Origin of the sequence: Longimicrobium sp. (assembly GCF_035474595.1) — a bacterium.
In the GTDB taxonomy this organism is placed as follows: Bacteria; Gemmatimonadota; Gemmatimonadetes; order Longimicrobiales; family Longimicrobiaceae; genus Longimicrobium.
Genome location: NZ_DATIND010000156.1, coordinates 39,502 through 66,394 on the forward strand (window position 1 = coordinate 39,502; position 26,893 = coordinate 66,394).

Annotated in this window: 26 protein-coding genes and 1 riboswitch; of the genes, 6 read left to right on the plus strand and 20 right to left on the minus strand. The window is 71.5% G+C overall.

Annotated elements, in window-relative coordinates; all coding sequences use genetic code 11:
* Positions 1 to 49: 49 nt before the first annotated feature.
* From VLK66_RS27675 to VLK66_RS27715, 9 genes are all read right to left on the minus strand, one after another.
* Positions 50 to 1,033 (minus strand): RluA family pseudouridine synthase, encoded by a 984-nt coding sequence (locus tag VLK66_RS27675; protein ID WP_325312757.1) that lies wholly within the window; start codon positions 1,031 to 1,033, stop codon positions 50 to 52.
* Positions 1,014 to 1,583 carry a signal peptidase II gene (gene lspA, locus VLK66_RS27680; RefSeq protein WP_325312758.1) on the minus strand — a complete coding sequence of 190 codons (570 nt, stop codon included), beginning with the start codon at positions 1,581 to 1,583 and terminating at the stop codon, positions 1,014 to 1,016. Before lspA ends, VLK66_RS27675 begins: the two co-directional genes overlap by 20 nt.
* Before the next feature lie 228 nt (positions 1,584 to 1,811).
* On the minus strand, positions 1,812 to 2,528 hold the full coding sequence (locus VLK66_RS27685) for a hypothetical protein (RefSeq protein ID WP_325312759.1): 717 nt from the start codon (positions 2,526 to 2,528) through the stop codon (positions 1,812 to 1,814).
* Positions 2,529 to 2,662: 134 nt separating this feature from the next.
* On the minus strand, positions 2,663 to 3,427 hold the full coding sequence (locus VLK66_RS27690; protein ID WP_325312760.1) for a hypothetical protein: 765 nt from the start codon (positions 3,425 to 3,427) through the stop codon (positions 2,663 to 2,665).
* Entirely contained in the window at positions 3,424 to 4,170 is a 747-nt protein-coding gene (locus tag VLK66_RS27695) for a GNAT family N-acetyltransferase (RefSeq protein ID WP_325312761.1), read from the minus strand. The genes VLK66_RS27690 and VLK66_RS27695 overlap by 4 nt, the downstream gene beginning before the upstream one ends.
* Positions 4,171 to 4,178: 8 nt before the next feature.
* Positions 4,179 to 4,523 (minus strand): hypothetical protein, encoded by a 345-nt coding sequence (locus tag VLK66_RS27700; RefSeq protein ID WP_325312762.1) that lies wholly within the window; start codon positions 4,521 to 4,523, stop codon positions 4,179 to 4,181.
* A 41-nt stretch (positions 4,524 to 4,564) separates the two neighbouring features.
* Positions 4,565 to 5,398 (minus strand): purine-nucleoside phosphorylase, encoded by an 834-nt coding sequence (locus tag VLK66_RS27705; RefSeq protein WP_325312763.1) that lies wholly within the window; start codon positions 5,396 to 5,398, stop codon positions 4,565 to 4,567.
* A gap of 2 nt (positions 5,399 to 5,400) precedes the next feature.
* Positions 5,401 to 5,922 (minus strand): DivIVA domain-containing protein, encoded by a 522-nt coding sequence (locus VLK66_RS27710; RefSeq protein ID WP_325312764.1) that lies wholly within the window; start codon positions 5,920 to 5,922, stop codon positions 5,401 to 5,403.
* The gene (locus VLK66_RS27715; RefSeq protein ID WP_325312765.1) at positions 5,919 to 6,674 is read right to left on the minus strand and encodes a YggS family pyridoxal phosphate-dependent enzyme; all 756 of its coding nucleotides are present in this window, start codon (positions 6,672 to 6,674) and stop codon (positions 5,919 to 5,921) included. The genes VLK66_RS27710 and VLK66_RS27715 overlap by 4 nt, the downstream gene beginning before the upstream one ends.
* A 141-nt stretch (positions 6,675 to 6,815) precedes the next feature.
* On the opposite strand from VLK66_RS27715, the gene VLK66_RS27720 reads away from it, so the two are divergent.
* On the plus strand, positions 6,816 to 7,391 hold the full coding sequence (locus VLK66_RS27720) for an addiction module protein (protein WP_325312766.1): 576 nt from the start codon (positions 6,816 to 6,818) through the stop codon (positions 7,389 to 7,391).
* Positions 7,388 to 7,684, plus strand: coding sequence for a type II toxin-antitoxin system RelE/ParE family toxin (locus VLK66_RS27725; protein WP_325312767.1), 297 nt, complete (start codon positions 7,388 to 7,390; stop codon positions 7,682 to 7,684). The genes VLK66_RS27720 and VLK66_RS27725 overlap by 4 nt, the downstream gene beginning before the upstream one ends.
* 83 nt (positions 7,685 to 7,767) lie before the next feature.
* Here the strand turns inward: VLK66_RS27725 and cdaA are convergent, their stop codons facing one another.
* The 5 genes from cdaA to tilS all read right to left on the minus strand — a co-directional run bounded on the left by cdaA (position 7,768) and on the right by tilS (position 13,606).
* On the minus strand, positions 7,768 to 8,604 hold the full coding sequence (cdaA, locus tag VLK66_RS27730) for a diadenylate cyclase CdaA (RefSeq protein ID WP_325312768.1): 837 nt from the start codon (positions 8,602 to 8,604) through the stop codon (positions 7,768 to 7,770).
* On the minus strand, positions 8,592 to 9,464 hold the full coding sequence (gene folP / locus VLK66_RS27735; RefSeq protein WP_325312769.1) for a dihydropteroate synthase: 873 nt from the start codon (positions 9,462 to 9,464) through the stop codon (positions 8,592 to 8,594). The genes cdaA and folP overlap by 13 nt, the downstream gene beginning before the upstream one ends.
* 173 nt (positions 9,465 to 9,637) lie before the next feature.
* Positions 9,638 to 11,632, minus strand: coding sequence for an ATP-dependent zinc metalloprotease FtsH (gene ftsH, locus VLK66_RS27740; RefSeq protein WP_325312770.1), 1,995 nt, complete (start codon positions 11,630 to 11,632; stop codon positions 9,638 to 9,640).
* A 53-nt stretch (positions 11,633 to 11,685) separates the two neighbouring features.
* On the minus strand, positions 11,686 to 12,252 hold the full coding sequence (hpt, locus tag VLK66_RS27745; protein WP_325312771.1) for a hypoxanthine phosphoribosyltransferase: 567 nt from the start codon (positions 12,250 to 12,252) through the stop codon (positions 11,686 to 11,688).
* Entirely contained in the window at positions 12,245 to 13,606 is a 1,362-nt protein-coding gene (gene tilS / locus VLK66_RS27750) for a tRNA lysidine(34) synthetase TilS (RefSeq protein ID WP_325312772.1), read from the minus strand. Before tilS ends, hpt begins: the two co-directional genes overlap by 8 nt.
* A 521-nt stretch (positions 13,607 to 14,127) precedes the next feature.
* Positions 14,128 to 14,202: riboswitch (cyclic di-GMP riboswitch) on the plus strand.
* A 49-nt stretch (positions 14,203 to 14,251) separates the two neighbouring features.
* On the opposite strand from tilS, the gene VLK66_RS27755 reads away from it, so the two are divergent.
* Positions 14,252 to 15,520, plus strand: coding sequence for a hypothetical protein (locus tag VLK66_RS27755; protein ID WP_325312773.1), 1,269 nt, complete (start codon positions 14,252 to 14,254; stop codon positions 15,518 to 15,520).
* Between the two features lie 340 nt (positions 15,521 to 15,860).
* Positions 15,861 to 16,487, plus strand: a complete 627-nt coding sequence (locus tag VLK66_RS27760; protein ID WP_325312774.1) for a hypothetical protein — start codon at positions 15,861 to 15,863, stop codon at positions 16,485 to 16,487.
* A 157-nt stretch (positions 16,488 to 16,644) separates the two neighbouring features.
* On the opposite strand, the gene VLK66_RS27765 is transcribed toward VLK66_RS27760, so the two are convergent.
* The 3 genes from VLK66_RS27765 to VLK66_RS27775 all read right to left on the minus strand — a co-directional run bounded on the left by VLK66_RS27765 (position 16,645) and on the right by VLK66_RS27775 (position 20,362).
* Positions 16,645 to 17,442: a nucleotidyl transferase AbiEii/AbiGii toxin family protein gene (locus tag VLK66_RS27765; RefSeq protein ID WP_325312775.1), complete on the minus strand. Its 798-nt coding sequence runs from the start codon at positions 17,440 to 17,442 to the stop codon at positions 16,645 to 16,647.
* 59 nt (positions 17,443 to 17,501) lie between these two features.
* Positions 17,502 to 18,275: a type IV toxin-antitoxin system AbiEi family antitoxin domain-containing protein gene (locus VLK66_RS27770; RefSeq protein WP_325312776.1), complete on the minus strand. Its 774-nt coding sequence runs from the start codon at positions 18,273 to 18,275 to the stop codon at positions 17,502 to 17,504.
* 260 nt (positions 18,276 to 18,535) lie between these two features.
* Positions 18,536 to 20,362: an ABC transporter ATP-binding protein gene (locus tag VLK66_RS27775; protein ID WP_325312777.1), complete on the minus strand. Its 1,827-nt coding sequence runs from the start codon at positions 20,360 to 20,362 to the stop codon at positions 18,536 to 18,538.
* Positions 20,363 to 21,107: 745 nt separating this feature from the next.
* Between VLK66_RS27775 and VLK66_RS27780 the strand changes: the two genes are divergently transcribed.
* Both VLK66_RS27780 and VLK66_RS27785 read left to right on the plus strand, forming a co-directional pair.
* Positions 21,108 to 22,217, plus strand: a complete 1,110-nt coding sequence (locus VLK66_RS27780) for a branched-chain amino acid ABC transporter substrate-binding protein (protein WP_325312778.1) — start codon at positions 21,108 to 21,110, stop codon at positions 22,215 to 22,217.
* A complete protein-coding gene (locus VLK66_RS27785) occupies positions 22,214 to 23,929 on the plus strand; it encodes a methyl-accepting chemotaxis protein (RefSeq protein WP_325312779.1) in 1,716 nt (571 codons plus the stop codon). The genes VLK66_RS27780 and VLK66_RS27785 overlap by 4 nt, the downstream gene beginning before the upstream one ends.
* Before the next feature lie 245 nt (positions 23,930 to 24,174).
* Here the strand turns inward: VLK66_RS27785 and VLK66_RS27790 are convergent, their stop codons facing one another.
* The 3 genes from VLK66_RS27790 to VLK66_RS27800 are packed head-to-tail and all read right to left on the minus strand — an operon-like array spanning position 24,175 to position 26,556.
* The gene (locus tag VLK66_RS27790) at positions 24,175 to 24,663 is read right to left on the minus strand and encodes a hypothetical protein (RefSeq protein WP_325312780.1); all 489 of its coding nucleotides are present in this window, start codon (positions 24,661 to 24,663) and stop codon (positions 24,175 to 24,177) included.
* On the minus strand, positions 24,660 to 26,165 hold the full coding sequence (locus VLK66_RS27795; RefSeq protein ID WP_325312781.1) for a M56 family metallopeptidase: 1,506 nt from the start codon (positions 26,163 to 26,165) through the stop codon (positions 24,660 to 24,662). The genes VLK66_RS27790 and VLK66_RS27795 overlap by 4 nt, the downstream gene beginning before the upstream one ends.
* Complete coding sequence (locus tag VLK66_RS27800) at positions 26,158 to 26,556, minus strand: BlaI/MecI/CopY family transcriptional regulator (RefSeq protein WP_325312782.1); 399 nt, start codon at positions 26,554 to 26,556, stop codon at positions 26,158 to 26,160. The genes VLK66_RS27795 and VLK66_RS27800 overlap by 8 nt, the downstream gene beginning before the upstream one ends.
* Positions 26,557 to 26,893 lie beyond the last annotated feature (337 nt).

The window sequence follows — 26,893 nt, forward strand, 5'->3', positions numbered from 1 at the left end:
CGTAAGCCACCAAAAAGGAAGACATTTTACCACGTAAGGAGAAAACGTACTACGTAAGCGCCGTCCCGCTCGTCTCCCGCGCCCACGCGGTGGCGGCGGCAAGGTCGGGGGGGAGCGGCGCCTCGAAGCGCATTTCCTCGCGCGTCCTCGGGTGCTGGAAGCGGAGCTCGGCGGCGTGGAGGAACTGGCGGGGGACGCGGCGCGCAAACGACTGCGCCCACCCGCGCTCGGCGCCGCCGAAGCCTTTCTCCCGCCCGGGCGCGTAGGTCGCGTCGCCGACCACGGGGTGGCCGAGATGGAGGAGGTGGATGCGGATCTGGTGCGTGCGGCCGGTCTCCAGCTCGGCGCGCAGCAGGTCGGCGGCGCGCCAGCGCTCCAGGCGGTGGAAGTGCGTGCGCGCCGGGCGTCCGTCGGGCACCACCCCCATCTTCTTTCGGTCGGTGGTGTGGCGGCCGATCGGCGCGTCCACGCTCGCCGTCTCCTGCGGGAGGTGGCCCCAGCAGGCGGTGAGATACGCGCGCCGGATCTTCCGCAGCTTCAGGTCGTGCGAGAGGGCGCGGTGCGCGTCGTCGTTCTTGGCCACGAGCATGAGGCCGCTGGTGTCCTTGTCCAGCCGGTGCACGATCCCCGGGCGCAGCACGCCGCCGATGCCGGACAGGTCGCGCACCCCGTGCAGCAGCGCGTTCACCAGCGTGCCGGTGCGGTGGCCGGCGGCGGGGTGCACGACCAGGCCGGCGGGCTTGTCGATCACCGCCAGGTCGGCGTCCTGGTAGACGATGTGGAGGGGGATGTCTTCCGCCGCGACGTCCGACGGCTCGGGAGCGGGGATGGTGACGGTGAGGCGGTCGCCCGGCGAGACGGGGTCCTTCTTGCGGACGGGCGCGCCGTTCAGCGTCACACGGCCGTCGTCGATCCACTGCGTGGCGCGGCTGCGCGACACGTCGAGACGCGCGGCCAGCCACGCGTCCAGCCGGCCGGCCGCGTCGTCGCCGGCGGCCAGCTCCAGCGTGCGGTCAGTCGGCGGGCTCTGCAATATCCAGCTCGGTTTCGATCTTCTGCTCCTCGCGCCAGAGCGAGTAGGCCAGCAGCAGCGCGCCGCAGGTCACGGCGATGTCGGCCACGTTGAACACCGGCCAGCGCGTTTCGCCCACCCCGAAGTCCAGGAAATCCACCACGCCGCGCGCCGAGCGCACCCGGTCGATCACGTTGCCGATGGCGCCGCCGGTCACGCTGGCGATGGCGATCAGCCGCAGCCGGTCGCGCCAGGGCGTGCCGCGGAACATCACCCAGAGCACGACCACGGCCACGGCGGCCAGCGCCATGAACACCCAGCGTGACGCATCGCCCAGGTGCAGCCCGAACGCGGCGCCGGTGTTGTAGATGAAGGTCAGGCGGAAGAAGTCGCCGCCCACCTCCACCGGCGTGTACGGGCGGAGCGTGCGCAGGACCATGGCCTTGGTCACCTGGTCCAGCACGATCACGCCGCCCACGGTCGCGGCATACAGCACCATCTTGCGGCGCGCCTCGTCGGCCGGGGTCGTTGCCGCCATGGGCTGGCTCTGCGTCATCACGTTCTCGGTCATCCGTTCATGCTTCGGTTCGCGCGCGCCGGCGCGGCATCATCGGCGGGAGTCCACCTGTTACCCGCGGACGCCGCCGGCCGGTCCCCATCCCCGCGACACGCGGGCGGTGGACGAGAACGCGTGGGGCCGGGGTTCAGCAGCTTCCGGACCCGGGCCGCGCGGCGCGAAAAAAGATCGCGGAATATAACCGGCGCGGCAATTCGCCGCGCCTGCCCGCGATGCCGGTGTTCAATCCGGCTCCGCGGAGCCCGCGGGGCGTGCGCCGGGGGTGCCGGGCGCCATCAGCCCCGCGCCGGAGTCCATGCGGAAGTCGGCGAGGGTGCTGTCGTACGGTACCGCATCGGCCTGCACCGGGCCGATCTCCCTTCCGGAAGGGGTGAGGAGGTACAGCCAGTCGTACGAGCCGCCCGCCAGGAAGTAGCGGTGCTGCCCTACCAGCAGGTTTCCCGCGTACCGGCCCTTCTGCACCACCTCGGCCAGCCACCCGGGCGCCACGAACCGCTCGCGCCCCGCGTCCAGGTCGAACACGTGCACCGCCGCCGACACCGCCCACGCCGCCGACGCGAAGTAGATGCGGCGCCCGCCCGGCGAGAACTGCGGATCCTGCATCGCGGCCACGATGCGCTCCACCGGCCGGGCGCCGTGGCCGCGCACCCGCATCGTGCGGCGCGTGCCGTCGGCGGCCACGGTCCACAGCTCGGTCGCCTCCTGCGTCCCGCTCCCCGTCTCCACCGGCAGGCCCGGCGTGGAGCGGACGTACGCCACCAGCCGCGCGTCGGGCGAGAGCGCCGCCTGCAGCGTGCGGCCGTCCGTGGTCAGCCGGCGAGCCGCACGGCCGTGCCCCGGCTCGAACCACACGTCGCCGTGGGTGACGACCACGCGCTGCGCGGCCGTGGCCGGCACGATCAGGAGCAGGAGGAGCGCGGCGAGCGTCAGAGGGCGCATGGAAGGACGGCGGTGAGGACGAGGCGGCCGGAGTGGACGAATCGGCGGCGCGTCTCCATCGCGCGGCCGGCCGCGGCGCCTCGCCGCCCGCGTCCAGCCGCCCACCGGCCGCTGCCCGGCCGATTCCCCCCTCATCACCCGCGCCTCGCGTCCGGCTCCTCGTCGACCGTGTCCAGGATCATGATCTTCTGCCAGATCTTGTTGGACAGGCTGGCCGCCAGCGTCTCGATGTCGTTCACCGCGTCCAGCACCACCGGGTCGTTCACGTACTGCACGTGCAGCGCGGCCAGCTTGCTGCTCAGCGACAGCAGCTCCGAGCAGTAGTCCAGGTACCGCGCCAGCTCGAAGCGCGTGAGCGTGCGCCGCGGGCTGGAGGCCGTGTCCTTCCCGCCGCCCAGCACGAACTGCGGGTCCTTGGTCAGCTGGTGCATGTCCACGATGTGCGCGATGCTGCGCAGCCGGTGCAGCGCGCGGATCACCCGGCGCCGCTTCACCCGCGCTTCCAGCGAGACCAGGAAGAAAACGGCGAGCGAGAGGAAGACGACCTCGTTGACCCCCGCCTCCACCCCCTGCAGCAGCTCGGACAGGCTCTCGGCCCCCGGCGAGGCCGCCGGCGGCACGCTCACGAACAGCGACGCCAGCATGAGCGCGAACATGATCAGCGCGACCACGCCGGCGAACGTGGCGATCCGGATCGTCCAGATGGGGCGGCGCAGGCGCGCCACGACCCGCTCCGTCTCGCCCCCGATGCGGGCCAGCTCGCCCGCCACGCGGCTGAGGCCCGAGCCGGGGAAGCGCTCCGCGATCCGCTGCTCCAGCCGCTCCACCGTGCCGATGATGAGGCCGGCCTGCAGCTCGCTGTACGCGCCGCCCGCCGGCGCCGCCATGTCGTTCGTCATCCGCCCCCCGCCTCCCCGCGGAGCCGCACGGCCAGGCTGCGCGCGTACGGCACGAACCCCAGCCGCTCCGCGATGGCGGCCGAGGGCGTGTTCGATTCCAGCGTCCGGTACTGCGCCACCAGCCGCCGCTCCAGCGCCAGCGCCGCGATCCGGCTCACCGCCGCGGCGGCGTGGCCCCGTCCGCGGTGCGCGGGATGGGCGACGACGGAGATGTGCGCGATCGACTTCCCCCACACCTCGTACCCCGCCAGCGCCGCCAGCTCGCCGTCCACGAACGCGCCGGCGCACGGGTGCACGATCTCGCTCCCGCCGTGCTCCCACTCCGTCGCCGTCACCGCCGCGCGTAGCCGGGCGAGCGCCGGCTCGTCCCCCTCCGCCAGCAGGCGGACGGCGGGGGAGACGGGGAGCGGGCGGAAGGTGGCGCGGTCGGCGCAACGCACCGCCGCGGGGCCGACGATCGCCTCCACCGCAGCGCCGAAGATCCCCGCCCAGAGGGGCGCGGATGCATCCAGCCCGCCCGCGAGCGCCGCCTTGACGGGGTCGCGGAAGTCCGCGAACAGCGCGGGGGAGATCGTGGCGACCGGCGCGGCCTCGCCGAAAGTCATGGCCTGCACGCCATGGTACGCGTCCGCCGCGGGGCGCGGGACGACGGTGGGGCGGCGCGGGAGCAGGGCGGTGTGGGAGCACCCGAAGACGCCCGCCCACCAGCCGTCCACGGCGCGGAGCGTCTCCGGATAGAGCATGGCGGGGCTTACTTCGGCGCGTCGGGAAGCCGCTTGCAGGTCTGCTCCAGCAGCGGGCGCTCGTCCTCGCTGGCGGCGCGCGCCCGGGCGATGCACGACGCGTACGTCTGCGCAGGGCCCATGCGGTGCACGGTGTCGCGGTTCTCCACCGGCGGCTCGGTGAATTCGGCCGGCGGCGTGTTGGGGCCCGTCTGCGGCGCGGCGTTGGTCTGCGGGGTGGGCGCGGGGCGCGTTCCCGCCGGCTGCGTGGAGTCCGCCGCCGCGTTCGCGCCGCCGTTGGCGTTCACGTCGCAGGCGGCGAGGAGAAGCGCCGCCGCGATTGCCGCCGTGGCGCGGGAGAGGATGCGGTTCATCGGGATGCTCAGAAGGTTGGGGCGGATGGAGATGGGGCGCGCTACATCCGCGCGACGACGCCCTCCACCAGCCGGGTCAGGTTCGGCTCCGCGCGCCCCGCCGTGGCGATGATGGTGGCGATGTCGGCCTCCTCCAGCGCGTCCGGCAGGCACGCGTCGGTGATGATCGACACGCCCATCACCCGCATCCCCCCGTGCCGGGCCACGATCACCTCGGGAACGGTGCTCATCCCCACCACGTCGGCGCCCATCATCCGCAGCATGCGGTACTCGGCGCGCGTCTCCAGGTTCGGTCCGGCGACGGCGACATAGACGCCCGTGCGCAGCGGAATCTTCAGCTCCAGCGCCACTTCACGCGCCAGCTGCTGGAGCTCGGCATCGTACGGCTGCGACATGTCGGGGAAGCGCGGCCCCAGCGCGTCGTCGTTCGGCCCGGTGAGCGGGTTCTCGCCCAGCAGGTTGATATGGTCGGCCATCAGCATCAGGTCGCCGGGCGTCCACAGCGGGTTCATCCCCCCGCACGCGTTGCTGGCGATCAGCGTGTCCACGCCCAGCGCCCGCATCACCCGCACGGGAAAGGTCACCTGCTGCAGCGTGTACCCTTCGTAGCGGTGGAAGCGGCCCTGCATGGCCACCACCGCCTTCCCCCCCAGCGTGCCGAAGAGCAGCCGCCCGGTGTGCGACTCGACCGTGGAGAGCGGGAAATTGGGGAGATCGGCATAGGGGATGGCGGTCTCCACCTGGATGCGCTCCGCCAGCCCGCCCAGCCCGGTGCCCAGGATGATTCCCACGCGCGGCGTTGCCTGCGTCCGCGCGCGGATGGCGGCGACGGTCTCGGCGATGCGCTCCGCCAGCGGCTTCGTGTCTCCTTCCACCCTCACCCCTCCCCGTCGTCGATGCCGGCGCGGTCCACCTCGGCGTCCAGCCGGCCGAGCGCCGCGGTGCGCTCCTCTTCCTCCGAGATCTCGCCCAGCTGCCGCTCCACCAGCGCGCGGAACAGGCGCAGGAAGCGCACGCGCTGCCCCTGCACGCGCCGGAGCGCCTCGAGCGCGAAGGTCACCTGCCGCTTGGCGTCGGAGACGATGCGCTCGCCCTCGGAGCGCGCCTCGCGCAGCACCAGGTCGGCCTCGCGCTGGGCCTGCTCGCGCATCCCCTCGCGCAGCTGCTGGGCCGAGACCAGGGCGTCGTTCATGGCCCGCTCGCGCTCGCGGTAGTCGGCGATGGCCTCGGCCATCTGCGCGACCTTGCCCGTGTTCGCCTGGTTCTCGCGGACCAGCTCCTCCATGCGGGCGACCACTTCGTCCAGGAAGTTGTCGACCGCCTCGGGGTCGTACCCCCGCATCACCCGCCGGAAGTCGCCCTTCTTCTTGCGGACGTCGAGCGGCGTAAGGTCGATCATCCCCGCTCCCCGAAGATGCTGGAGCCGACGCGGACCAGGGTGGCACCCTCTTCCACGGCGATCTCGAAGTCGTTGCTCATTCCCATCGAAAGCTCCCCGCCGCGGAAGGCGGGCAGCTGCCGCGCGGCCTCGTCGCGCAGCTCGCGCGTCGCGGCGAAGGCGCGGCGGACCACGGCCTGGTCGTCGGTGAACGGCGCCATCGTCATCATCCCCGCCAGCTCGATCCCCGGCAGCTCCAGGATCCGCCCGACGGCGTCCACCGCCCCGGCCGCCGGGAAGCCGCCCTTCGTGGCCTCGCCCGCCGAGTTCACCTCCACCAGCGCGCGCACGGTGACGCCCGCCTTCACCGCCTCGGCGGAGAGGGTCTCCGCCAGGCGCACCGAGTCGAGCGAGTGCAGCAGGTCGAAGAGCGGAAGCGCCTTCGCCACCTTGTTGCGCTGCAGGTGGCCGATCAGGTGCCAGCGCACGGCGCGCCGGCCCACCGCGTCCACCTTGTCGCCCAGTTCCTGCACCCGGTTCTCGCCCACGTCCGCCACGCCGGCGCGGATCGCGGCCTGGACGACGGCGGGGGGATGCGTCTTGGTGACGGCGACCAGCGTCACCCCGTCGGTGCGTCCCGCGCGCTGCCGCGCCCGCTCGATCCGCTCCCGCACCTCCGCCAGCCGGGCCGCGAGCCCATCGGTTTCCATGGCGACGAACGTAAGCCCGGGCACGGGGTGCGGCAAGCCGTTCGGCGGCGCCAGTGCGTCCACGGCGAGAGCTTCCGTCCGGAGATGACACCCATTAAGTTGAACAGAATATTTGCAAACCGCCGTCCATCTCCCCGCCTCCCGCTGCAACGGTCTCGCGCACATGGCACGAGACCTTCTACACATTGGGAAAGGAAGGATTGCATGGGAACCGCGCTGCATCACGAGATGACGATCCCGCTCGACCAGCTCGAAGCCGAGCTCTTCCGGCTCCCCCGCGAAGAGCGCGCGCGCCTCGCCGACCTGCTGGCCGAAAGCGTGGAGCGCGAGATCGCCGAGTGGTGGGACGCAGAGTCCACGCGCCGGTACGAGGCTTTTCTCAGGGGCGAGATCGAAGCGGTGGATGCCAGGGAAGCGCTGGCACGGCTCCGTGCGGAATACACTCCGGGCACGCCCGAGTATGATTCCAGGCGCCGCGAGCGGGAACGACCTCACTTCCAGACCGCACCCGAAGCCGTTAAAGTGGATGGAGATGCCAATCCTGGATGCGGAGGAGCGGTGAAGACGATCGACGAAGTTGCGGCGGATGTGCTTTCCCGCCCGAGGGAGGAGCGCGAGCGGCTGGCCGAGGCACTGATCGCCAGCCTGCGCGTGGAACCTGCGGTCGAGGCGCCGTGGAACGAGGAGATCCGCCGCCGGATCCACGACATCGATTCCGGAAAGACGAAGCTGGTTCCGGGTGACGATGTGCTCCGGGAGGCCGAGGAACTGCTCCGGTGAGGCCGCTGTGGTTCGACCCGAGCGCGAAAGCCGAGTATCTCGGCGCGATCGCGCGGCACAAGGCCGAATCGCAGGCGCGGGGAGCTGCCTTCGCGGAGGATTTTCGCTCCGCGCTGGATCTGATCCTCGAATATCCGAGAAGCCTCGCCGCCGGGCCCGAGGGCGTGCGAAACAAGCCGCTCCGCCGTTTCCCGTACACGGTCGTATTCCGCGTCACCGAAGAAGACGCGGTGGAGATCATCGCGCTGGCTCATCAGAGCCGTGAGCCGAGATACTGGCGCGACCGCCTCTGAGCCCCGGCCGGCCTGCCGCCGAATTTTCAGACTAAGAGGGCCGCCATCGCTGGCGGCCCTCTTCGTTCATCCTCCTGCGTCGCTCAGCCCTTCGGCGGCGGCGCGGATGCTCCGGCGCCGGATGCGATTGCCGCGGGCGCGCCGCCGTTCTCGCCCGGCAGCGCGCCGGCGGCGAGGATGTGCTGGAGCCTGTCCGGCGTCACGCCGCGGACCAGGCGGCCCCGGTGAGCGACCGAGACGATCCCGGTTTCCTCGCTGACCACGATCACCAGCGCGTCCGTCTCCTCGCTCAGGCCGAGCGCGGCGCGGTGGCGGGTGCCCAGGGTGCGGTCGGTCACGGGGAACTGCGTGAGCGGAAGGATGACGCCCGCGGCCACGATCTCGTCGCCCCGCACCACCGCGGCGCCGTCGTGCAGCAGCGAGTACGGGGTGAAGATGTTCTGCAGGAGCGGCGCGGAAACGCGGGCCTGCAGCTGCGTTCCCGTTTCCAGGTACTCGCCCAGCCCGATCTCCTCCTCGATGGCGATGATGGCGCCCACCTTGTCGCGCGACAGCTCCTCCACCGCCTCCACGATCTCGCCGGCCACCTCGCGCCCCTGCATTCCCGTGAACGCGCGGAAGATGCGGTTCTGCCCCAGGGCGGCCAGCCCGCTGCGCAGCTCCGGCTGGAAGACGATGAGCGCCGCGATCACGCCGAAGTTGAAGAGCTGCGTCAGCAGGTACTCCACCAGCGTGAGGCCCAGGATGCGCGAGACGACGTAGATGCCGACCAGGAGGAAAAAGCCCAGCAGCATCTGGAAGGCCCGCGTGCCCGCGAACACCAGCAGGATGCGGTAGATGACGGCGGCGACGAGGAGCACCTCCACCACGTCGCGCCACCCGGGCGCCAGGAAGGCGATGCGGTCGATCAGCGCGCCCACGCCGCCCCCGCCTGGAAGATGGCGTCGGCCACGTCCAGCGCCTCGCGCGCCGCGCGGACCTCGTGCACGCGGAAGATGCGGGCGCCGCGCGCCAGCCCCGCCACGCACGCCCCCACCGTCCCCGCGTCGCGCCCCGAAGCCTCCACGCCGCCCAGCAGCGCGCCGATGAACGCCTTGCGGCTGGGCCCCAGCAGCACCGGCCGCCCCAGCCGCTCGGCGATGACGTCCAGCCGCGCGATCAGCTCCAGGTTCTGCGCCGCCGTCTTGGCGAAGCCGATCCCCGGGTCGACCACGATCCGCTCGGGGGCGACGCCGGCGTCCACCGCCCGCGCCAGCCGCGGCTCCAGCTCGTCGGCAACCTCGGCCGCCACGTCGCGGTAGCCGATCAGCGTCTGCATCGTTTCCGGCGTGCCGCGCATGTGCATCAGCACCAGCCCGGCGCCGGAGTCGGCCACCACGGCCGCCATCTCCGGATCCGCCAGCGCGGAAACGTCGTTGATGGCGTCCGCGCCCTCGGCCAGCACCGCGCGCGCGACCGCCGCCTTGCGCGTGTCGACGGTGACGGGAACGCCCAGCTCCGCCTTCACCGCGCGCAGCACGGGAAGGATGCGCGCGATCTCCTCGTCCGCCTGCACCGGCGCGGCGCCGGGACGGGTGGACTCGCCGCCCAGGTCCAGCGCGTGCGCGCCGTCGGCCACCAGCTGGCGGGCGCGCGCGAAGGCGGGGGCCACCGCGTGGAAGCGGCCCCCGTCGCTGAAGCTGTCGGGCGTCACGTTCAGCACGCCGACCACCACGGGGCGCTCCAGCGAGAGCGTCCGTCCGCGGATGCGCCAGGTGCCGGGGTTCGCCGCAGTCAGCAAACGAGTGCGAAAGTGCGAGAGTGCGAAGGTGCGAGAGTACAAAGAGCGAGTGGCGAAACTACCGTCTCCACGGCAGTTCCGCCACTCGCTGCAAGCCCCGTCGAAGAGCACGGATTCGCGCTTCAGCCCGTCACTTTCGCACTCTCGCACCCTCGCACTTTCGCACCCGCCGTTCAGGCGAGCCGCGGCTTCAGCTCCACCGGCCCGCTCGGCGCGCGCTCCTTGGCGGCGGCCGGGACCGGCTCGGGGATGTCGGGGGGCGAAAGGACCGGCTCCGAGGTGCGGAAGGGCGGCAGCTGCTTCCCCTCGGCCATCAGCTCCACGTCCTCGCGCGTCAGCGTCTCGCGCTCCAGCAGCGCGCCGGCCACGCGGTGCAGCAGGTCCAGGTGCTCGGTCAGCACCCCGCGGGCCCGCTCGTACGCCTCGCCGATGATGCGCGCCACCTCGGCGTCCACCGTCTGCGCGGTGCTCTCGCTGATCCCGCGGCGCGTTCCCAGGTCGCGGCCCAGGAACACCTCGGTCTCCGCCTCGGCCACCAGGATGGGGCCCACCACGTCGGAGAGCCCCCAGTGCGTCACGTAGTTGCGGGCGATGGAGGTGGCCATCTGGATGTCGCCCTGCGCGCCGGTGGTCACCCGCTCGCGGCCGAACACCAGCTCCTCGGCCACGCGCCCGCCGTACGCCATCACCAGCCGCGCCTCGATCTGCTGGCGCGTCATCGACACCCGGTCGTCCTCGGGAAGCGTGTACGCCACGCCCAGGGTGCGGCCGCGGGGGATGATGGTGACCTTATGCAGCGGGTCGTTCCCCGCCACCTTCACCGCGCAGATGGCGTGGCCCGCCTCGTGGTAGGCGGTCAGCCGGCGCTCCTCGTCCTTCATCACCAGCGAGCGGCGCTCGGCGCCCAGCATCACCTTGTCCTTGGCGTCCTCGAGGTCGGCCATGTAGACCAGGTCCTTGTTGCGCCGCGCGGCCAGGAGCGCGCCCTCGTTCACCAGGTTGGCCAGGTCGGCGCCGCTCATTCCCGGCGTGCTGCGGGCGAGGACGGGAATGCTGACGTCGCCCGCGGTGGGCACCTTCTTCAGGTGCACCTTCAGGATCCCCTCGCGCCCCTTCACATCGGGGCTGTCGACCACGATCTGGCGGTCGAAGCGGCCCGGGCGCAGGAGCGCCGGGTCCAGCACGTCGGGGCGGTTGGTGGCGGCCACCAGGATCACCCCGTCGTTCCCCTCGAAGCCGTCCATCTCCACCAGGAGCTGGTTCAGCGTCTGCTCGCGCTCGTCGTGCCCGCCGCCCAGCCCGGCGCCGCGGTGCCGGCCCACGGCGTCGATCTCGTCGATGAAGATGATGCACGGCGCATGGGCCTTCCCCTGCTCGAACAGGTCGCGCACGCGGCTGGCGCCCACGCCCACGAACATCTCCACGAAGTCCGAGCCCGACATGGAGAAGAAGGGGCGCCCGGCCTCGCCGGCCACGGCGCGCGCGAGCAGCGTCTTCCCCGTTCCCGGGGGGCCCACCAGCAGCGCGCCCTTGGGGATGCGGCCGCCCAGGCGGCTGAAGCGCTTGGGGTCCTTCAGGAACTCCACGATCTCCTGCAGCTCCTGCTTGGCCTCGTCGGCGCCCGCGACGTCGTCGAAGGTGACCTTGGGGGTGTCGCCCGAGAGGAGCTTCGCCTTGCTCTTGCCGAACTGGAAGGCCTTGTTCCCGCTGGCCTGCATCTGCCGGAAGATGAACACCCAGAAGCCGATGATCAGCAGCCACGGGAACATGTTCTTGAGCAGCGACCACCAGTTCATCTCGGCGTCCTTGCCGCTGATGATGGCGCCCGAGCCCTGCAGCTGCTCCAGCAGCTTCTCGGAGTTGGCCATGGGCAGGCGCGTGCGGAAGCGCTGCACCGGGCCCTGCTGCCCCTGGATGGCGCGGCGCAGCTCGCCCTGCGCGGTCTGCCCCTCGAGCCCGCCCATGATCTCGATGCTGGCCACGTTGCGCTCGGTGATCTGCTTCTGCAGCTCCGAGTAGGTGATCTGCGCGGTCTGCCGCTGGCTCCCGCTGGTCATCTCCACCAGCAGGATGGACATGACCACCAGCAGCGCCCAGAAGCTGACCGTGCGGGTGATGCGGCCCAGCTTGGGCCCCTTGGCGGGAGGGGGATTGGGTGCTTCAGCCATTGCTTGCGTCCCGTGTGCGCGCCGGTCGCCCGGCCGCGATGCAGCCCGCCGCCTCAGGAGTCGTGCTTCAGGCTCCCGATGAACGGCAGGTTGCGGAAATCCTCGGAATGGTCCAGCCCGTACCCGATCAGGAACTCGTGGGGGGCGTCGAAGCCCACCCAGCGGGGCTCGCGGATCAGGTTGGCCGCGATGTGCTTGTGGAGAAGAGTACAAATCTCCAGCGACAAGGGTCCGCGCTCCTCCAGCATGGGCACCAGCCGCGAGAGCGTGGTCCCGCTGTCCACGATGTCTTCCACGAGCACGATGTGCTTGTTCTCGAGGGAGATGGAGGGATCGTAGAGGAGGTTCACGTGGCCCGACGTGGTGGTGCCGCTCCCGTAGCTGCTGGCCACGATGAAGTCCACGTGCAGCGGCCGCGGGATGTGCCGCACCAGGTCGCTGAGGAAGATGAAGGAGCCCTTCAGCAGCCCCAGCACCAGCAGGGGCTCGTCGGGTTCGTACGCGCCCGCGATCTCCTGGCCCATCTCGGCCACGCGCGCGGCGATGGTCTTCTCGTCATACACGATCCGGGTGAGCTCGCGCCCCCCCGTCCGCTGCAGCGTTTCCGCCGAATCAGGCATCGTCGATCTGGACTGTTAGTGCCGGCTCGCCCGGCCCGGGCAGGCGCACCGGACGCGCGAGCCCCGCCACCCACACCACCCTTCCCGCCGCGTCGGCCAGCACGGGAACGCGCGCGCGGGAGCCCCGCGGCACGCGCCGGTCGTTGAACAGCCGCTTCAGCGTGCGCCCGCCCGCGGGGGTGCGCACCCGGTCGCCGGGGAGCCGCCCGCGCAGCAGCAGCGGGAGCTCCACCTCGCCGGCCGGGAGCGTCACCGCCGTCGCGTCGTCCGCCGCCGCGTGCCCGCCGTCCGAGCGCCAGGCGACGCGGCGCTCGCGGCCGCCGATGCGGCAGGTCCCGGCCCCGCGCGGGCCGTCGATGGCCAGGGGGAGGTCGGGGGGCGGGGGGGCGGACGCGCGCTCGATGCGGGCGGTGCCGAACTCGGTGCGGATGCGGATGCCGCCGGGGAGCGCCATCTCGCGCCCGCTGGGCGCGGCTCCGATAAACCGGAGCGCCGACCGGGTTCCGTCCCTGTCCGGGACCGCCCCCAGCCGGCGCAGCAGGCCGCGCAGCAGCCGTGCGGCCACGGCGGAATCATAACCCGCAAGCCGTTCCCGAACAAGGACGATGCCCCCGTCTTCCTCCCTCGCCAACCCCTCCGCCTCGGCCCGGAGAACGGCCTCCCAGGCGGCTTCGTCCTCGCGCGCGAGCGCGGCCAGGCGCACCAGCGCGCGCCGCGCGCCGGGAGCGATCGTCCGCTCGATGGCGGGGAGGATCTCCAGGCGGATGCGGTTGCGCGCGGGGTCGGCGGCGGCGTTGGTCGGGTCCTCGCGCCAGCGCAGGCGGTGCTCGCGGGCGTGGCGCCGGATCTCCGCGCGCCAGAAGGGGAGGAGCGGGCGGACGAGTCGCCGCGCATCGTCCACCGGCGCGATCCCCGCCAGCCCGGCGACGCCCGTCCCCCGCAGCACGCGGAAGAGCACGGTCTCCGCCTGGTCGTCGGCGTGGTGCGCGGTGGCGATCCAATCCGCGTTCGACCGCTCGCGCGCCTCGCGCAGGAAGGCGTAGCGCGCGTCCCGCGCCTCCTCCTCCGTCCGCAGCGGGCGATTGCTTCGATCGGCGATGAGCGGCACCTCCCACGCGCGGCAGAGGCCGGCGGCCCAGCGCGCGTCACACTCGCTGCCGGGCCGCATCGCGTGGTCGAAGTGCGCGGCGGAGAGGGCGATCCCCATCCCGCGCGCGGCGAAGCGGAGCAGGTGCAGGAGGACGACGGAGTCCACGCCGCCGGAGAGCGCCACCAGCACGTGCGCGCCATCTCCCACCCCCAGCGCGGCAAGGTGGTCCAGGAAACGGAGGGTGAAGGAGGGCCGCTCGCCCATTCCGCGGTCCGGCGCTGGGGGATTCAGGTGGAAGCTGCCGACAGTCTAACCGCCGCGGGCGAGGGAGCAAACGTCCGGAGCCTTCCGATGTCCCGCAGTCTCAGCGCACGAGTCCCGTTTTTCCCAAAATGTCTCCTCCGATGTGCGCCGTTTGTTCATATGTGGCCCCATTCTTTCTGTGGGGTGGGTGGGACATGAGTGTCGCCAAGATGTCGCGCACCACCCACACGGCGCCTTTTCCGACAGATTCACCGATCACCCAAGTCATTGTCCACCAACAGCTTTCCTCAGGGGCGACGTGGTGTGGGAGGGGAATGGCGCTTGCTCTATCCATCCCTGCCCGATGCCATGACGCAGCACTTCTTCCGCGGCACCGGAACGCGCCTCTCCCCCGATTCAGCCGAATCCATTCGAATGGTTCCGCGCCCGCTTCGCGCCGGGCCCGGCTGACGGGGAGCCACGGGAACCCAATCCCTCACGAGCTTTCCCCGGGGACGGGCACTCCGCCCTCCCCACCCTCCTTCCGACAACGGCACCCCGGCCGCGAGGCCGGTCCGCAAAGCCACGGGTCTCCCGCAGACTGCCGGGCTACCGAAGAAGCGCACCGCCGGCCGCTCGCGCCGGCCCTGTCGAAGGAGCCCCATCATGAGGACCCTCCGCTTCATCCCCCTCGCGCTTCTCGCCGCCGCGGCGGCGTGCTCGGACCAGGGCGGCTCGCCCACGGCGCCGGGCCGCACGCCGACGCCCCCCTCCGCGGCACTGGGGCCGGTCGCGGGCGCGATCTTCACCACCGGCGTGGCGTGCACGGGAACCAACGTCAACATCTTCGGCAGCAAGGCCGACGTCTACGTCGACGGCGGGCCGGCGCACACCGGCGCGGCCGGCCTCCCGGACGGCGACTACTACGTGCAGGTGACCGAGCCCGGCGGCACGCTGCTGGGCACCAGCGTCGGCAGCGCCGCGCCCACGCCGGTGCACGTGGCGGGCGGCGAGTTCGCCTCGTGCTACCAGCTGCAGGACATCGTCTTCCTGCCGCCCGGCCTGGCGGTGAAGGGATTCAACACCACGTCGAACCCCGGCGGCGAGTACAAGGTGTGGGTGAGCAAGGACGCGGGGTTCGACCCGAGCGCCTCGAAGACCGACAACTTCAAGGTGAAGGAAGACCCCATCACCGGCACGCTGCACGTGCGCAAGTTCTACGACGCCAACGCCAACGGCCTGGATGACGACGCGCAGCCGGTCACCGGCTGGAAGGTGCGCATCCAGGACGGCCTGGACTGGACCCGCTACACGCCGGTGGACGTGCTCCTGGAGCAGGACACCTACACGGTGACCGAGTTCATGCCGGTGGAGACGAACTGGATGGCAACCACGGCGACCTCGGCCATCGTCTCCCTGCCGCCCGACGCGACGGTGACGTTCGGCAACCTGTGCGTGGGCGCCGGCGGCGGGCTGACGCTGGGCTTCTGGTCGAACAAGAACGGCCAGTCGTTCATCGACGCGGCCGACCTGGCGATGCTGACCGCGCTGAACCTGCGCAACGCGAACGGCACGGGGTTCGACCCGGCGAACTACGCGGGCTTCCGCAGCTGGATCCTGAGCGCGACCGCCACCAACATGGCGTACATGCTCTCGGCGCAGCTGGCGGCGATGGAGCTGAACGTGTTCAACGGCAAGGTGAACGGCGGGTCGCTGATCTACGCGCCGGGAAGCACCAGCGCCAACGCGCTCGGCTTCGCGGCCGTGAACGCGGTGATGGCCGAGGCCAACACCGAGCTCGGGGCGCACGGCGTGGCCACGGACGGAAGCGCCTTCCGCTCGTACCAGGAAGCGCTGAAGAACGCGCTGGACCGCGGCAACAACAACCTGAACTTCGTGCAGGCCACGCCCTGCGCCTTCACCTTCGCCCCGTGACCGTTACGACGGGCGAGACCCTGTGAAGTCGCGGTTCGGACGGAGGGCTCCACGCAGCGTGGAGCCCTCCTGCGTTCGATGGGAGACGATACTTCGCTCGTCCCCCCCGCCACGTGATGCGTGGCCGCAACAGAAGGTGGGTGGGCGATGATCGTGAGTAGCAGGGAATCTCCTTAAAATCCAACAAGTTACGGCGGAGATGCGTATCAGCGGATCGCGGCATGTGCATTGCCCATCCGAAATGACGGCGAAAGCAGATTCGCCGCACGCGGATCCGCATCCGCCCCTCCCTCCCCGGCATTCGCCGAACTCCTTCCCCGATCCCACCTCATCCCGACTCATGCTGGAATGGATTCGCCGGCGCATCGCGGAGCCCGGCAAGGCGGAGCTGAACCGCAAGCTCCAGGTGGTCGACGCGGCGGCCGAGGGCGCGGGCGACTCGGCGCGCGCGCAGCTGTTCAACCGCGGCGGCGACCTGTGCGTGGCCGCGCGGCAGGTGCGCCGCGCGCTGGTGTACTACGGCCGCGCGGTGGACGCGTACCTGAAGGCGGGATACACCGGCCCGGCCGCGGCCATGTGCCGCAAGATCCTGCGCCACTCGCCCGAGGCGGTGCGCGCGCATTGCACGCTGGCATGCCTGGCCGCGCACGGCCGCCAGTTCGGCGAGGTGGAGCGCGAGGTGCGCTCGTTCGTGGAGGCGTCGCGGCGCACGCGCACCGAGCGGCTCACCATCCCGCGCCTGCGGCTGCTGGCCGAGGCGGTGAAGGAGCCCGGGGTGAAGCGCTACCTGGCCGCGCAGCTCGACGCGCTGGGCGACGAGCTGGGCGGCCGCCGCGTGCTGGCCTCGATGGACGCCGCGCCGCACCCGGACGACGAGCCGCCGATCGGCCTCGCCGGGCCCGTGGAGTGGGACAAGCTCGTCCGCGCCGCCGCCGCCGACCCGGACGACCTCTGGCGGTACGCGTAGGAATCAGAATGGATTGGTTCCACACAGAGAAACGGAGCAGCGGAGAGCCCGACGAGGTTCTCCGCTGCTCCGTCTTTCCGCGTGCGTTTTCGCTTTCGGGGAGATGCGGGCGCGGATGTCGTTCCGGCTCACCTGCATCCCCCTGATATGAGATGCCTCAGGGCAGGTGGGACAGGAGAACAGAGCGTACAGCCTCCCCCGCGGCGAGCACGTCGAATTCCAGTCCCGCCGGAAGCACCAGCGGCATGTCGTCGCGAAAGCTCCGGTTCGCCAGCTTCCGCTCGAGCTCGCGTTCGAACAGCGCCCGCGTGATGACCGTGTTCTCGCGGCGCATGTAGTCCAGGAAGGCCACAGCCACGCGTTCCGGCTCGAACAGCGGAGTCCCGCCGTTCCGTACCGAAGCTTCGTACCGGGCAAGGGCGCACTGAAGGTCGAAGAGGTCCCGCCCCTGGGTTCGCTGCAGCAGCGCGCGCAGCTTGGTCCCGAGCATCTCGTTCAGATCATAGGATCGGAGCATCACCGGCCCGGACAGCCCCGCCAGCGGAGGGTGATACGGCAGGTCGATCACGGCGAACACCGGGTCGCGCTCGCTGTAGTTCACCTCCACCTTGATCGTCATCTCGGCCGGAGGCGCGAACGTTGGCCGGTAGGCAAAGACCATCCGTGCGATCTTCGACGGCTGCACCGCGTTCCGGACGGCAAGCTGGAGGGTCGTGAAGATACTCCGCACGGGCGGCCCCAGCTCTGGCGTGAGCACCCGCGCCAACGCCCGCAGGACGTGAGAGATGGGCCGGGCGCCCACCAGCACGAGGTCGATGTCTTCGGAGTACCGGGACGCGGGTGCGAGGTGCACCTTGTGGAGCACCGTTCCGCCGCGCATGGCAACCTGGCTGGCCAGGAAATCGTCGCGGAAGATGGCAACGACCGCGCGGGTGAGAAGGAGATCCTGCTCCACCTGTGCATCCGTGCGCCAGGCAGCGTGCTCGCGCCAGGCGATGATCTCCGGCCGTGGCCTCAAGCGGCTACCTCGAATTCCGCGTTGACGAGCAGGTTCCAGCGTTGCGCGAGCGGCGCCCCGCCAGCGGGCTCGGACGGCACGAGGGCACTGGTGCGAACGCGGTCCCGGCGCGAAAGCCAGCGTTCCGCCACGCCCGCCTCGCGGCCCCGGCCGACCCGCTCCAGCAGATATCCCAGGCGCTGCGCCACCGCCACCTCGCCACCCGCGTCCAGGGCCTGCTCCAGTGCGGCCGGACGCAGCGCCAGCTCCGCCAGCGCCGTCGCGACGACACTCAACCCGCCCGCAGCGCGAACGTACCGGACGAGGTCGTACGCCGTGGCCTCCGCTGTCGAGAGCCGCACCGGCGCTACTTCGGTCGGCTTCTCCTCGACAGGGGTCTCCGCCGCCGTGGCCTTCCGGATGAAGCGAAGGCGTTCGCGCCCGATCGTGATCGGGCGGATCTGCCGCGGCGATACGATCTGGGTTTCCTGCGCGGCATAATGCGAAGCACCGTGCCACTCGGCGGCCGTCAGCAGCCCCACGTAGTACGTGGGAACCTCAAGCGAGCGCATCAGTCCATCCAGGTACCAGGTGAGCGGCGGAGCCCCGCGGGTCCGGAACTCGGCCGGAACGATGATGAAGAAGCCGCTGTTTCGCAGCGGCCGCGTGATACGACGGGCTGAGAGCAACCTCGCCAAAGCCCCCCGCATCCCTGGAGAGGTGAGGGAAACCTTGGCGTTCAGCTCTTCATCGGCGAAGAAATACCTGCCGCTGGCCTGCACCTCTTCCACGAACCGCTCTACCTGCCCTCGCTCACCCGCGCTCCCGCGGGACCTGCCATGCGTCACCATTGCTTTGGCTGTAGAGAGCAATCACGCGAACGTTGCTGCATCGTATGCAGATCATACACTTCAAATATCGCTTTTGCATACGATGGAGCAAGAAATTTTTGCGAGGCCGCGAAATAGCCACTGTTACTGGCGCTTCTGCATATGATCGAGCGCCAGTCCCGCGACGAGTCCCGAAGGGTCCGGGGAACGGTCTCGCACCCCTAGTCCGCCGCCTCGCGGTCGCCGCCGGACGCGGACTGGATGCGGACGAACTGGAGCTCGTAGAGGCGCGCGTAGAGCCCGCCTTTCGCCAGCAGCTGCGCGTGGGTGCCGCGCTCGCGGATCTCGCCGTGTTGCAGCACCAGGATCTGGTCCGCGCCCTGGACGGTGGACAGGCGGTGGGCGATGACCAGCGAGGTGCGGCCGCGCATCAGCTCGCGCAGCGCCTCCTCGATGCGCGCCTCCAGCTCGCTGTCGACCGACGAGGTGGCCTCGTCCAGCACCAGCACCAGCGGCTCGAACGCCAGCGCCCGCGCGAAGCTCACCAGCTGCCGCTCGCCCACCGAGAGCGAGGTCCCGCGCTCGCCCAGCGGCTGGTCGTACCCCGCCGGGAGGCGCGCCACGAAGGGCTCCAGCCCCACGCGCCGCGACGCCTCGTGCACCCGCTCGTCGGCGATGTCGTCGCGCCCCAGGCGGATGTTGCGGCGCACGTCCTCGCTGAACAGGAACACGTCCTGAAGCACCAGCCCGATCCGCCCGCGCAGCTCGGCCACGGGCACGCGGGGGATGGGCACGCCATCGAGCCGGATCTCCCCCCGCTCCGGCTCGTAGAAGCGCATCAGCAGGTTGATGATGGTGCTCTTCCCCGCCCCGGTCGCCCCCACGATGGCCACCCGCTCCCCCGGCCGCGCGGTGAACGAGATCCCGCGCAGGATCCAGTCGCCCCCCTCGTCGTAGCGGAACCAGACATCGCGAAACTCGATCTCCCCCCGTCCGGGACTGGGGAGATGCAGCGGGTCGGGGGGGTCCTGGATCTCCGGCGCGGTGTCGACCAGCTCGAAGATGCGTTCGCTGGCCGCCATCGCCCCCTGCAGCAGGTTGTACTTCTCCGACAGGTCCTGGATGGGGCGGAAGAAGCGGCGCGTGTACTGGAGGAAGGCCGCCACCACGCCCACCGTCATGGTCCCCCCCAGCGACTGCCAGCCGCCGTACCAGAGGATGAGCGCCATCGCCACCGAGGTCAGCACCTCGATGACGGGAAAGAAGAGCGCGTAGTAGGTGATGGAGCGCAGGTTCACCAGCAGGTGGTCGCGGTTCACCTCGGCGAAGCGCTCCATCGACTGCCGCTCGCGCCCGAAGAGCTGGGTCACGCGCATCCCGCTCAGCTGCTCGGCAAGGTACGCGTTGATGCGCGCCAGCCGCACGCGGATGTCGCGGAAGGCGCGGCGGATGAGCGCGCGGAAGACGAACGCGGCGATGCCGACGAAGGGGAGGACGGCGAAGGTGACCAGCGCCAGCCGCCAGTCCAGCTTCACCATCGCCGCCAGGATGAAGACCAGGGTGAAGACGTCGCCGAAGACGGTGACGATGCCGGAGGAAAAGGCCTCGTTCAGCGCCTCGACGTCGTTGGTCACCCGCGTCATCAGCCGCCCGACCGGGTGCCGGTCGAAGTAGCGCAGCGACAGGCGCTGGAGGTGCGCGAACACCTCCACGCGCAGGTCGTACATGATGCGCTGCCCCAGCCAGGTGGTCAGCAGCGTCTGCCCGTACTCGAAGAGGAAGGCCAGCACCAGCGACCCGAAGTACGCGGCCACGAGCACCGTCAGCAGGTGCAGGTCGCCCGTCGGCACGGCGCGGTCGAGCGCCACCTTGGTCAGGTACGGCCCGGCCAGCTCGGTGAACGAGCCGGCGAAGAGGAGGAACACGGCGAGCGCCACCCGCAGCCGGTAGGGCCGCAGATAGGAGAGCAGGCGCCGCATCAGCCGCATGTCGTACGGCTTTTCCAGCGGCTCTTCCTCGTGGTGCGCCGCGACGGCCGCGTCGCTCATCCGCGTCCTCCCACGAACGTGCGAGGACGCGGCCGATGCCGTAGAGGAGCGAGCTGCGCGATGGTGTGCGTCATGGGCGGAACGTAGCCGGACGCCGGGGCCGATGCAACGTACGCTCCGGCAAGATGTTGAGGCGCAGGACGATGGCGCTCTCGCCCTCCTCCGCGTCCTATCCACCGTGCCTCGCCCGCGTGCACCGCTCTCGCTCTTCCCGTCGCGCGCACCACGTTCGATGCTGTTCCTCCCGCCGATGCTATCCCTCCGCCTCGCACCCTCTCCGGCCGGCCGAGGCCGTCCACCTCTCCCGTACCGGGAGAGGTAGCTGGACGGCATTGGCGTGGAAGAGGATACGTCCTGCCCGCCCGGCTCACCCCCCTCCCCCGGCTCGGATCTCGGCTCCGCGCCTCGGGCCGGACCGCCCGGAGCTCTCCGCGCCTCCGCGTCTCCGCGTGAGATTGCCGTTGAGGGCGTCCGGGCGTGAGCAGATGCCGTCGTCGCGCGACAACTGCGACGGCGGAAAGGCGGCGCCGGATGTTTTTCCGCCAGCAATGGCGATCGCATCCAAAGCCCGCTCCCGCAACCGCGTCGGCGCGCGCGGCGGCGTTGACAACGGCTGGACGGCGCCCGTACTATGCGGCGTTCTCACCTATCCCGCATTCCCGGCCCCGACATGCCCCACCCGCCTTTCCGCCGCAATGCACGGCTGCGGCATTCGGCACGCGCGCGCCGCGTGCCGGCCGTGCGCATGCTCGCGCTCGCGCTGGCGCTGGGCGGCTGCAAGGGCGCCGGCGGCGGAGGCGACGTGACCTTCGCGCTGGCGGGGCCGCTGAAGCAGGGATACGGCATCGCCACCAAGCAGGGCGCCGACCTGGCGGTGAAGGAGATCAACGCCGCCGGGGGGATCAACGGCCGCAACCTGGTGCTGCTGGCCCGCGACGACGGCGCCGACGCGCACACCGCCATCTCCATCGCCGCCGAGCTGGTGCGCGACGCCAAGGTGGTGGCGCTGGCCGGGCCGGTGAACTCGGGGACGACCATCGCCTCGGCGCCCCTCTACAACGGCGAGTCCGACAGCGTGCGCGGCCGGCTCCCCGAGGTGGCGACCACGGCCACCTCGCCCGCCGTGAGCCGGCTGGGCGACTGGACCTACCGCGTGGCCTCGTCGGACTCGGCCAACGCGGTGGCGCTGGCGGCCACGGCGCGGGGGATGGCGCAGAACGTGGCCATCCTGTACACCAACGACGACTACGGCCGCGGGCTGGCGGGAAGCTTTCGCGACGCGCTGCTGAAGGCGGGCGGCACGGTGGCCGAGTACGACCCGTTCAACGACTCGACCGCCGACTTCTCGCCCTACCTGAAGCGGATGCAGTCGCGCGGGGTGCAGGTGGTGTTCATCGCCGGGCTGGACGTGGCCGGGGGGATCATCATCCGCCAGGCGCGGCAGCTGGGGATGCAGGCCCGCTTCATCGGCGGCGACGGGCTGGTCCCCCTGGCCGGGCAGGGGCCGACGTACGACGGGACGCTCGTCGGCCTCCTCTATCACCCCGCCGCGAACGACCGCGCGAAGGCCTTCGCCGCCGCGTACCGGCAGGCGTACGGGAGCGACCCCGACCCCTTCGCCGCGGCGGCGTACGACGCGGTGAACCTGCTGGCGGCGGCCGCGAAGGCGAACGGCGCGTCGCGAGAGGGGATCCAGCGCTATCTCCACACGCTCGGGCAGCCCGGCGGCGCGCAGGCGTTCCAGGGCGCCACGGGCGAGATCCGCTTCGACCGGAACGGCGACCCCGAGCAGAAGGCGTTCGCCGTGGGCGTCATCACGAACGGAACCATCCAGCTTAGCAACGGCACTCGATGAGCACTCGCGCCAACCGGTCCGGCTTCTTCCAGTCGATCCGGGACCGCCTGATCTGGGGCGGCGCGTTCCTGGTGATCCTGATCACCGCGGGCGCGCTGGGAAGCCTGTGGACGGTGAGCCAGCTGACCGGCCGCATGGACGAGCGGCTGGGATCCCTGCGCCGCAGCACCGAGATCGGCAGCTCGCTGGAGTCGCTGATCCTGAACCAGATCGCCGCGGGCGAGCGCTACCTGGTGACGCCCAGCCCCGACATCGCCGAGCAGTTCGCCACGCTGGGGCGGCAGGGGCACGAGCAGCGGCGCCAGTACAAGGACCTGAAGGACCTGTCGCCCGCCGAGCAGCAGGAGATCGTGAAGGTGGAGGGGCTGCACTCGCGCATCGAGGTGGAGTACGCGCTGGCGCACGCCCAGCGCGACATCGGCGACACCGAGGGGGCGCTGCGCCGCGTGGCCGCCGTGCGCCCGCAGACGCAGGAGCTGCAGCAGGAGATCCGCAAGGTCAGCGCGGCGCAGGCCGAGAAGGTGGCCACCGCGTCCACGCAGCTGAAGGAGAACGCACGCAAGACCGAGCTGCTGCTGCTGCTGATCGGGCTGGTGGCCGCGGCCATCGCCGCCGGGCTGGTGTACACCACCATCCGCTCCATCACCCGCCCGCTGAACGAGCTGGTGGGCGCGGCCGACCGGCTGGGGCAGGGCGACCTGCGGGTGAGCCTGAACGGCAACATGACCGGCGAGTTCGCCTCGCTGGCCGGCGCGTTCAGCGGGATGGCGGTGCAGCTGCGCAACATCGTGAGCGAGACGGTGTCCACCGCCGAGCGCATCTCCACCTTCGCCTCGGACCTCTCCAGCATCTCCGAGGAGGTGGCGGCGTCGAGCGGAGAGGTGGCCACGGCCATGGTGGGGATCGCGGGGGGCGCCGAGAGCCAGAGCCACGGCCTGCAGGCCACGCAGGAGGCGCTGGACGAGATGAAGACGCGCACGCAGGAGATCGCCAACGCCAGCCGGATGGTGACCAGCCTGACCGGGCAGATCTTCGAGGTGGCGACGCGCTCGCGGCAGGAGGTTTCGACGGCGCTGGCCCGGCTGGTGGAGATCCGCGACGTGGTGCAGGCCAGCGCCAACCAGGTGACCGAGCTGGAGCAGACCTCGCTGCAGATCGACCGCTTCGTGGAGACCATCACCGGGATCGCGCGGCAGACCAACCTGCTGGCGCTGAACGCGGCCATCGAGGCGGCGCGCGCGGGCGAGCACGGCCGCGGCTTCGCGGTGGTGGCCGAGGAGGTGCGCAAGCTGGCCGAGGGCTCGGCGCGCGCGGCGCAGGAGGTCGCGCAGAACGTGCACGCCATCCGCTCGCGCATCGAGGGGGTGGTGGGAACGATGGCGCGCGGGCAGGAGAAGGTGGCCGACGTGGAGCACGTGTCCAAGGGCGCCGACGCCGCGCTGGAGCAGATCCTGGCCGCGGTCGACGGGGTGCGCCTGGCCGCCGGCCAGGTGGAGGACGCGGTGGGGCGCAACAGCGCGGCAATGGAGGGGGTGGAGATGGCGGTGGCCGAGGTCAGCGGCACGTCGGAAAGCCACGCCGCCAGCGCCGAGGAGGTCAGCGCCGCGGCCGAGGAGCAGAGTGCCGCCACGCAGGAGATGTCGGCCAGCAGCATGGAGCTGCTGCACTCGGCCGAGCGGATGCGGGAGCTGGTCTCCGGCTTCCAGACCTGACAACAAAGTGCGGGAGTGCGGGAGTGCGGGAGTGCGTAAGTGCGATACTCATCGCGCTCTCCTCGCTTTCGATCAGACGAGAAAATCCCCCGCCGGCCCGGTGCCCGGCGGGGGATTTCTCCATCTCCCGATATCCCTCGTACTTCCGCACTCCCGCACTCCCGCACTCCCGCACTCCCGCACTCCCGCACTCCCGCACTCCCGCACTCCCGCACTCCCGCACTCCCGCACTTCCGCACTTCCGTTCAGCGGACGCGCACCATCCGGTAGGTGACCAGACGCTCCGGGCGCGTTGGCGTCGCGGGCCACCAGAGGACGGCCTCCCACTCGTCCGGGGCGCGGTAGCGGAACCGGTACCAGTTTCGCCCGGCCGCCTGCGGCGCGAAGGTCACCGAGCGGGCGTCGATCCGCGACGCGGCGGTGCGGGCGTCCGGGCCCAGGCGGCCGCCGCGGAGCACGAAGAAGGTGGGATCCGTCGGGGCCGAGAAGCTGGAGTCCGCGAACGATTCCACCACCAGCGTGGAGTCGTCCTGGAAGCGGTAGCGCTCGTAGAACGCCGGCTGGTTCGTTCCCGTGCCACGCCAGTCGCCCACGATCCAGCGCAGGCGCTGCAGCTCGGCCACCGTCACCCGCGCGGGCCGCGGATCGCGGAACGGCGGCCCGGCCGGGGGACGGCAGGCCGCGGCGGCGATGGCCGCGGCGAGCAGCGGGGCCGTGAACCGGTGGCGCCTCATCGCCCGCTCCGCAGGCCGGGGCCGCGGTAGGCGGGAAGACCGGCGACGGGGCCGAGCAGCCCGGCGGCGTACGCGCGCGTCCCGGGATGCGGCCCCGCGTGGTCGAGCTGGCGAGGACCCTGGTAGTAGGCCTGCACCGCGCGGGTGGCGTCGCCGTGGTAGCGGACGAGCATGGCATGCAGGTAGCGCAACCCCAGGCGCAGGTTGGTGTCGCGCTCGAACAGCTGGCCGCGGGTGATGCCGGGCTGCAGCCTCCGCGCGGTGGGCAGGATGATCTGCGTCAGCCCGATCCCCCCGGGCCCCTCCTTCCGCTCGTCGAAGCGGCTCTCCGTCCGCACCAGCCGGAACGCCAGCTCCGCGTCCACCCCCTCGGCGCGCGCGGCGCGCTCCACCGCGCCCGCCAGCTCCGGCGAGATGCCGAAGCGCGCGGCGTACGACTGCTGCGGCGCCGCCGTCATCGGCGGCAGGGGCCCGGCCGAGACCGCCGGCGCCCACGCCGCGGCCGCGAAGGTCGCCAGCAGCGCGGCCGCCGTCCACCGGTGCGCGCCGCGCGGCTCGGGCGCGCCCGCCAGCAACCGCTCCACGCGGCGGACCAGGTGCGCGCCCCCGGCCGACATCGCCGCGGCCGCCGCGGGATACGGGCGCGAGGCGGGCCACGAGGCGACCTCGGCCAGGCACCGCGCCAGCGCGAACGGGCCGGCATGGCGGGCGGCCCAGGCGTCGCACTGGTACTCGGCGGTTTCGCGCAGGCGCCGGACGCACAGGCGCAGCAGCGGCTGGAACCAGAACACGCTGGCCAGCGCGCCCGCCGCGCACAGCCAGAGCGGGTCGCGGCGCAGCAGGTGCGCCGTCTCGTGGGCCAGCATGGCGCGCTGCTGCTCGCCGTCCAGCCGCGACGCGGTGCCGCGCGGAACGCAGATCTCCCCGCGCAGCACCGCCACCGGCGAGGCCAGCGCGTCCGAGCAGGTCAGCCGGATGCGCCGCCGCACCCCGGCCGCGGCGCACATCTCGCGCAGCGCCACCGCCAGCGCATGGTCCTCGCGCACGGGCGTGCGGGCCAGCCGCCGCGTGAAGCGCAGCCATCCCGCCCCGAATCTCCCCAGCGCTACGGCCGCGCCCACGAGCCACGCCAGCACCCCGATCTCCGTCCACCGCACCCCGTCCGCCGCTTCGCTCGCCGGATCCACCGCGGGGGCGATGCCCGGAAGCCCGCCGCCAGCCGCGAGAGAGCGCTCCATCGCCACCGCAGGATTCGCCGTCGCCGCGGGCACGGGCGCCACGTGAAGCGCGGACGCGCCGGGACGCAGCTGCGCGATCGTCGCCGTCGCAAGGGCGCCGGCGAGCGCGAGCTTCCAGAGCATCTCCCGCGTGCGCTCGTCCGCCCAGACCCCGCGCGACGCCAGCCACGCGGCGCCGAGCAACGCGGTGCTGTGGATGCCGTACGTCAGCAGCCACGCGGCGGCAGCGTCCGCCAGCGCGCGGATCGATCCGGTCTCACCCATCGTGCCCCTCCTTCAGCTCGCGTTCCCGCTTCTCCACGAGCGCCCTGATGCGCTCCAGGTCGTCCGCCCCCACGTGCTCGCCGCCCAGCAGGTGGCTCACCATCGCGGCCACGTCGCCACCGAACAGGCGCGACGCCAGCCCGCCCACCATGCTCCGCCGCACCTCGGGCTCGGTGACGCGCGCCCGGTAGCGGTGCACGCGCCCGTCCGCCCGCCGCGACACGACGCCGCGCCGCTCCAGCCGCGTCAGCAGCGTGGCCACGGTCGTCGGCGCCAGCCCGCGCTCGTCCAGCAGCCCGGCGTGGATCTCCTGCACGGTCGCCTCGCCCCGCTCCCAGAGAACGCGGAGCACGGCAAGCTGCAGATCGGTCAGGTCGGGCGCGTCGCTCATCGCGATTCCAGGGTGGCGAGTTCATCTACACCTGTAGTACTACACTTGTAGATTGGAGATGTCAAGCCTTGAGCGACTGGGTCGGGTGGATCGGCGGATTGGGCGAAGTGACACCGTATCTGGAGATTACCTGTGCATTTCCGCTCGTGGCAGGGAGACGTCATCCTGAGGCCGGCCACACTGCAAGCTGAATCTGCACGGGTATTTGCAGGCCGAAGGATCTATAGCCGGTGCCGCACGTTCGCTGAGGAAATGCACAGCCGATCCTCGAAATCGGTATGAGATCCAGCGATCAGGGGGTGAGGACGATCTTGCCGAACTGGCCGCCGGCTTCAAG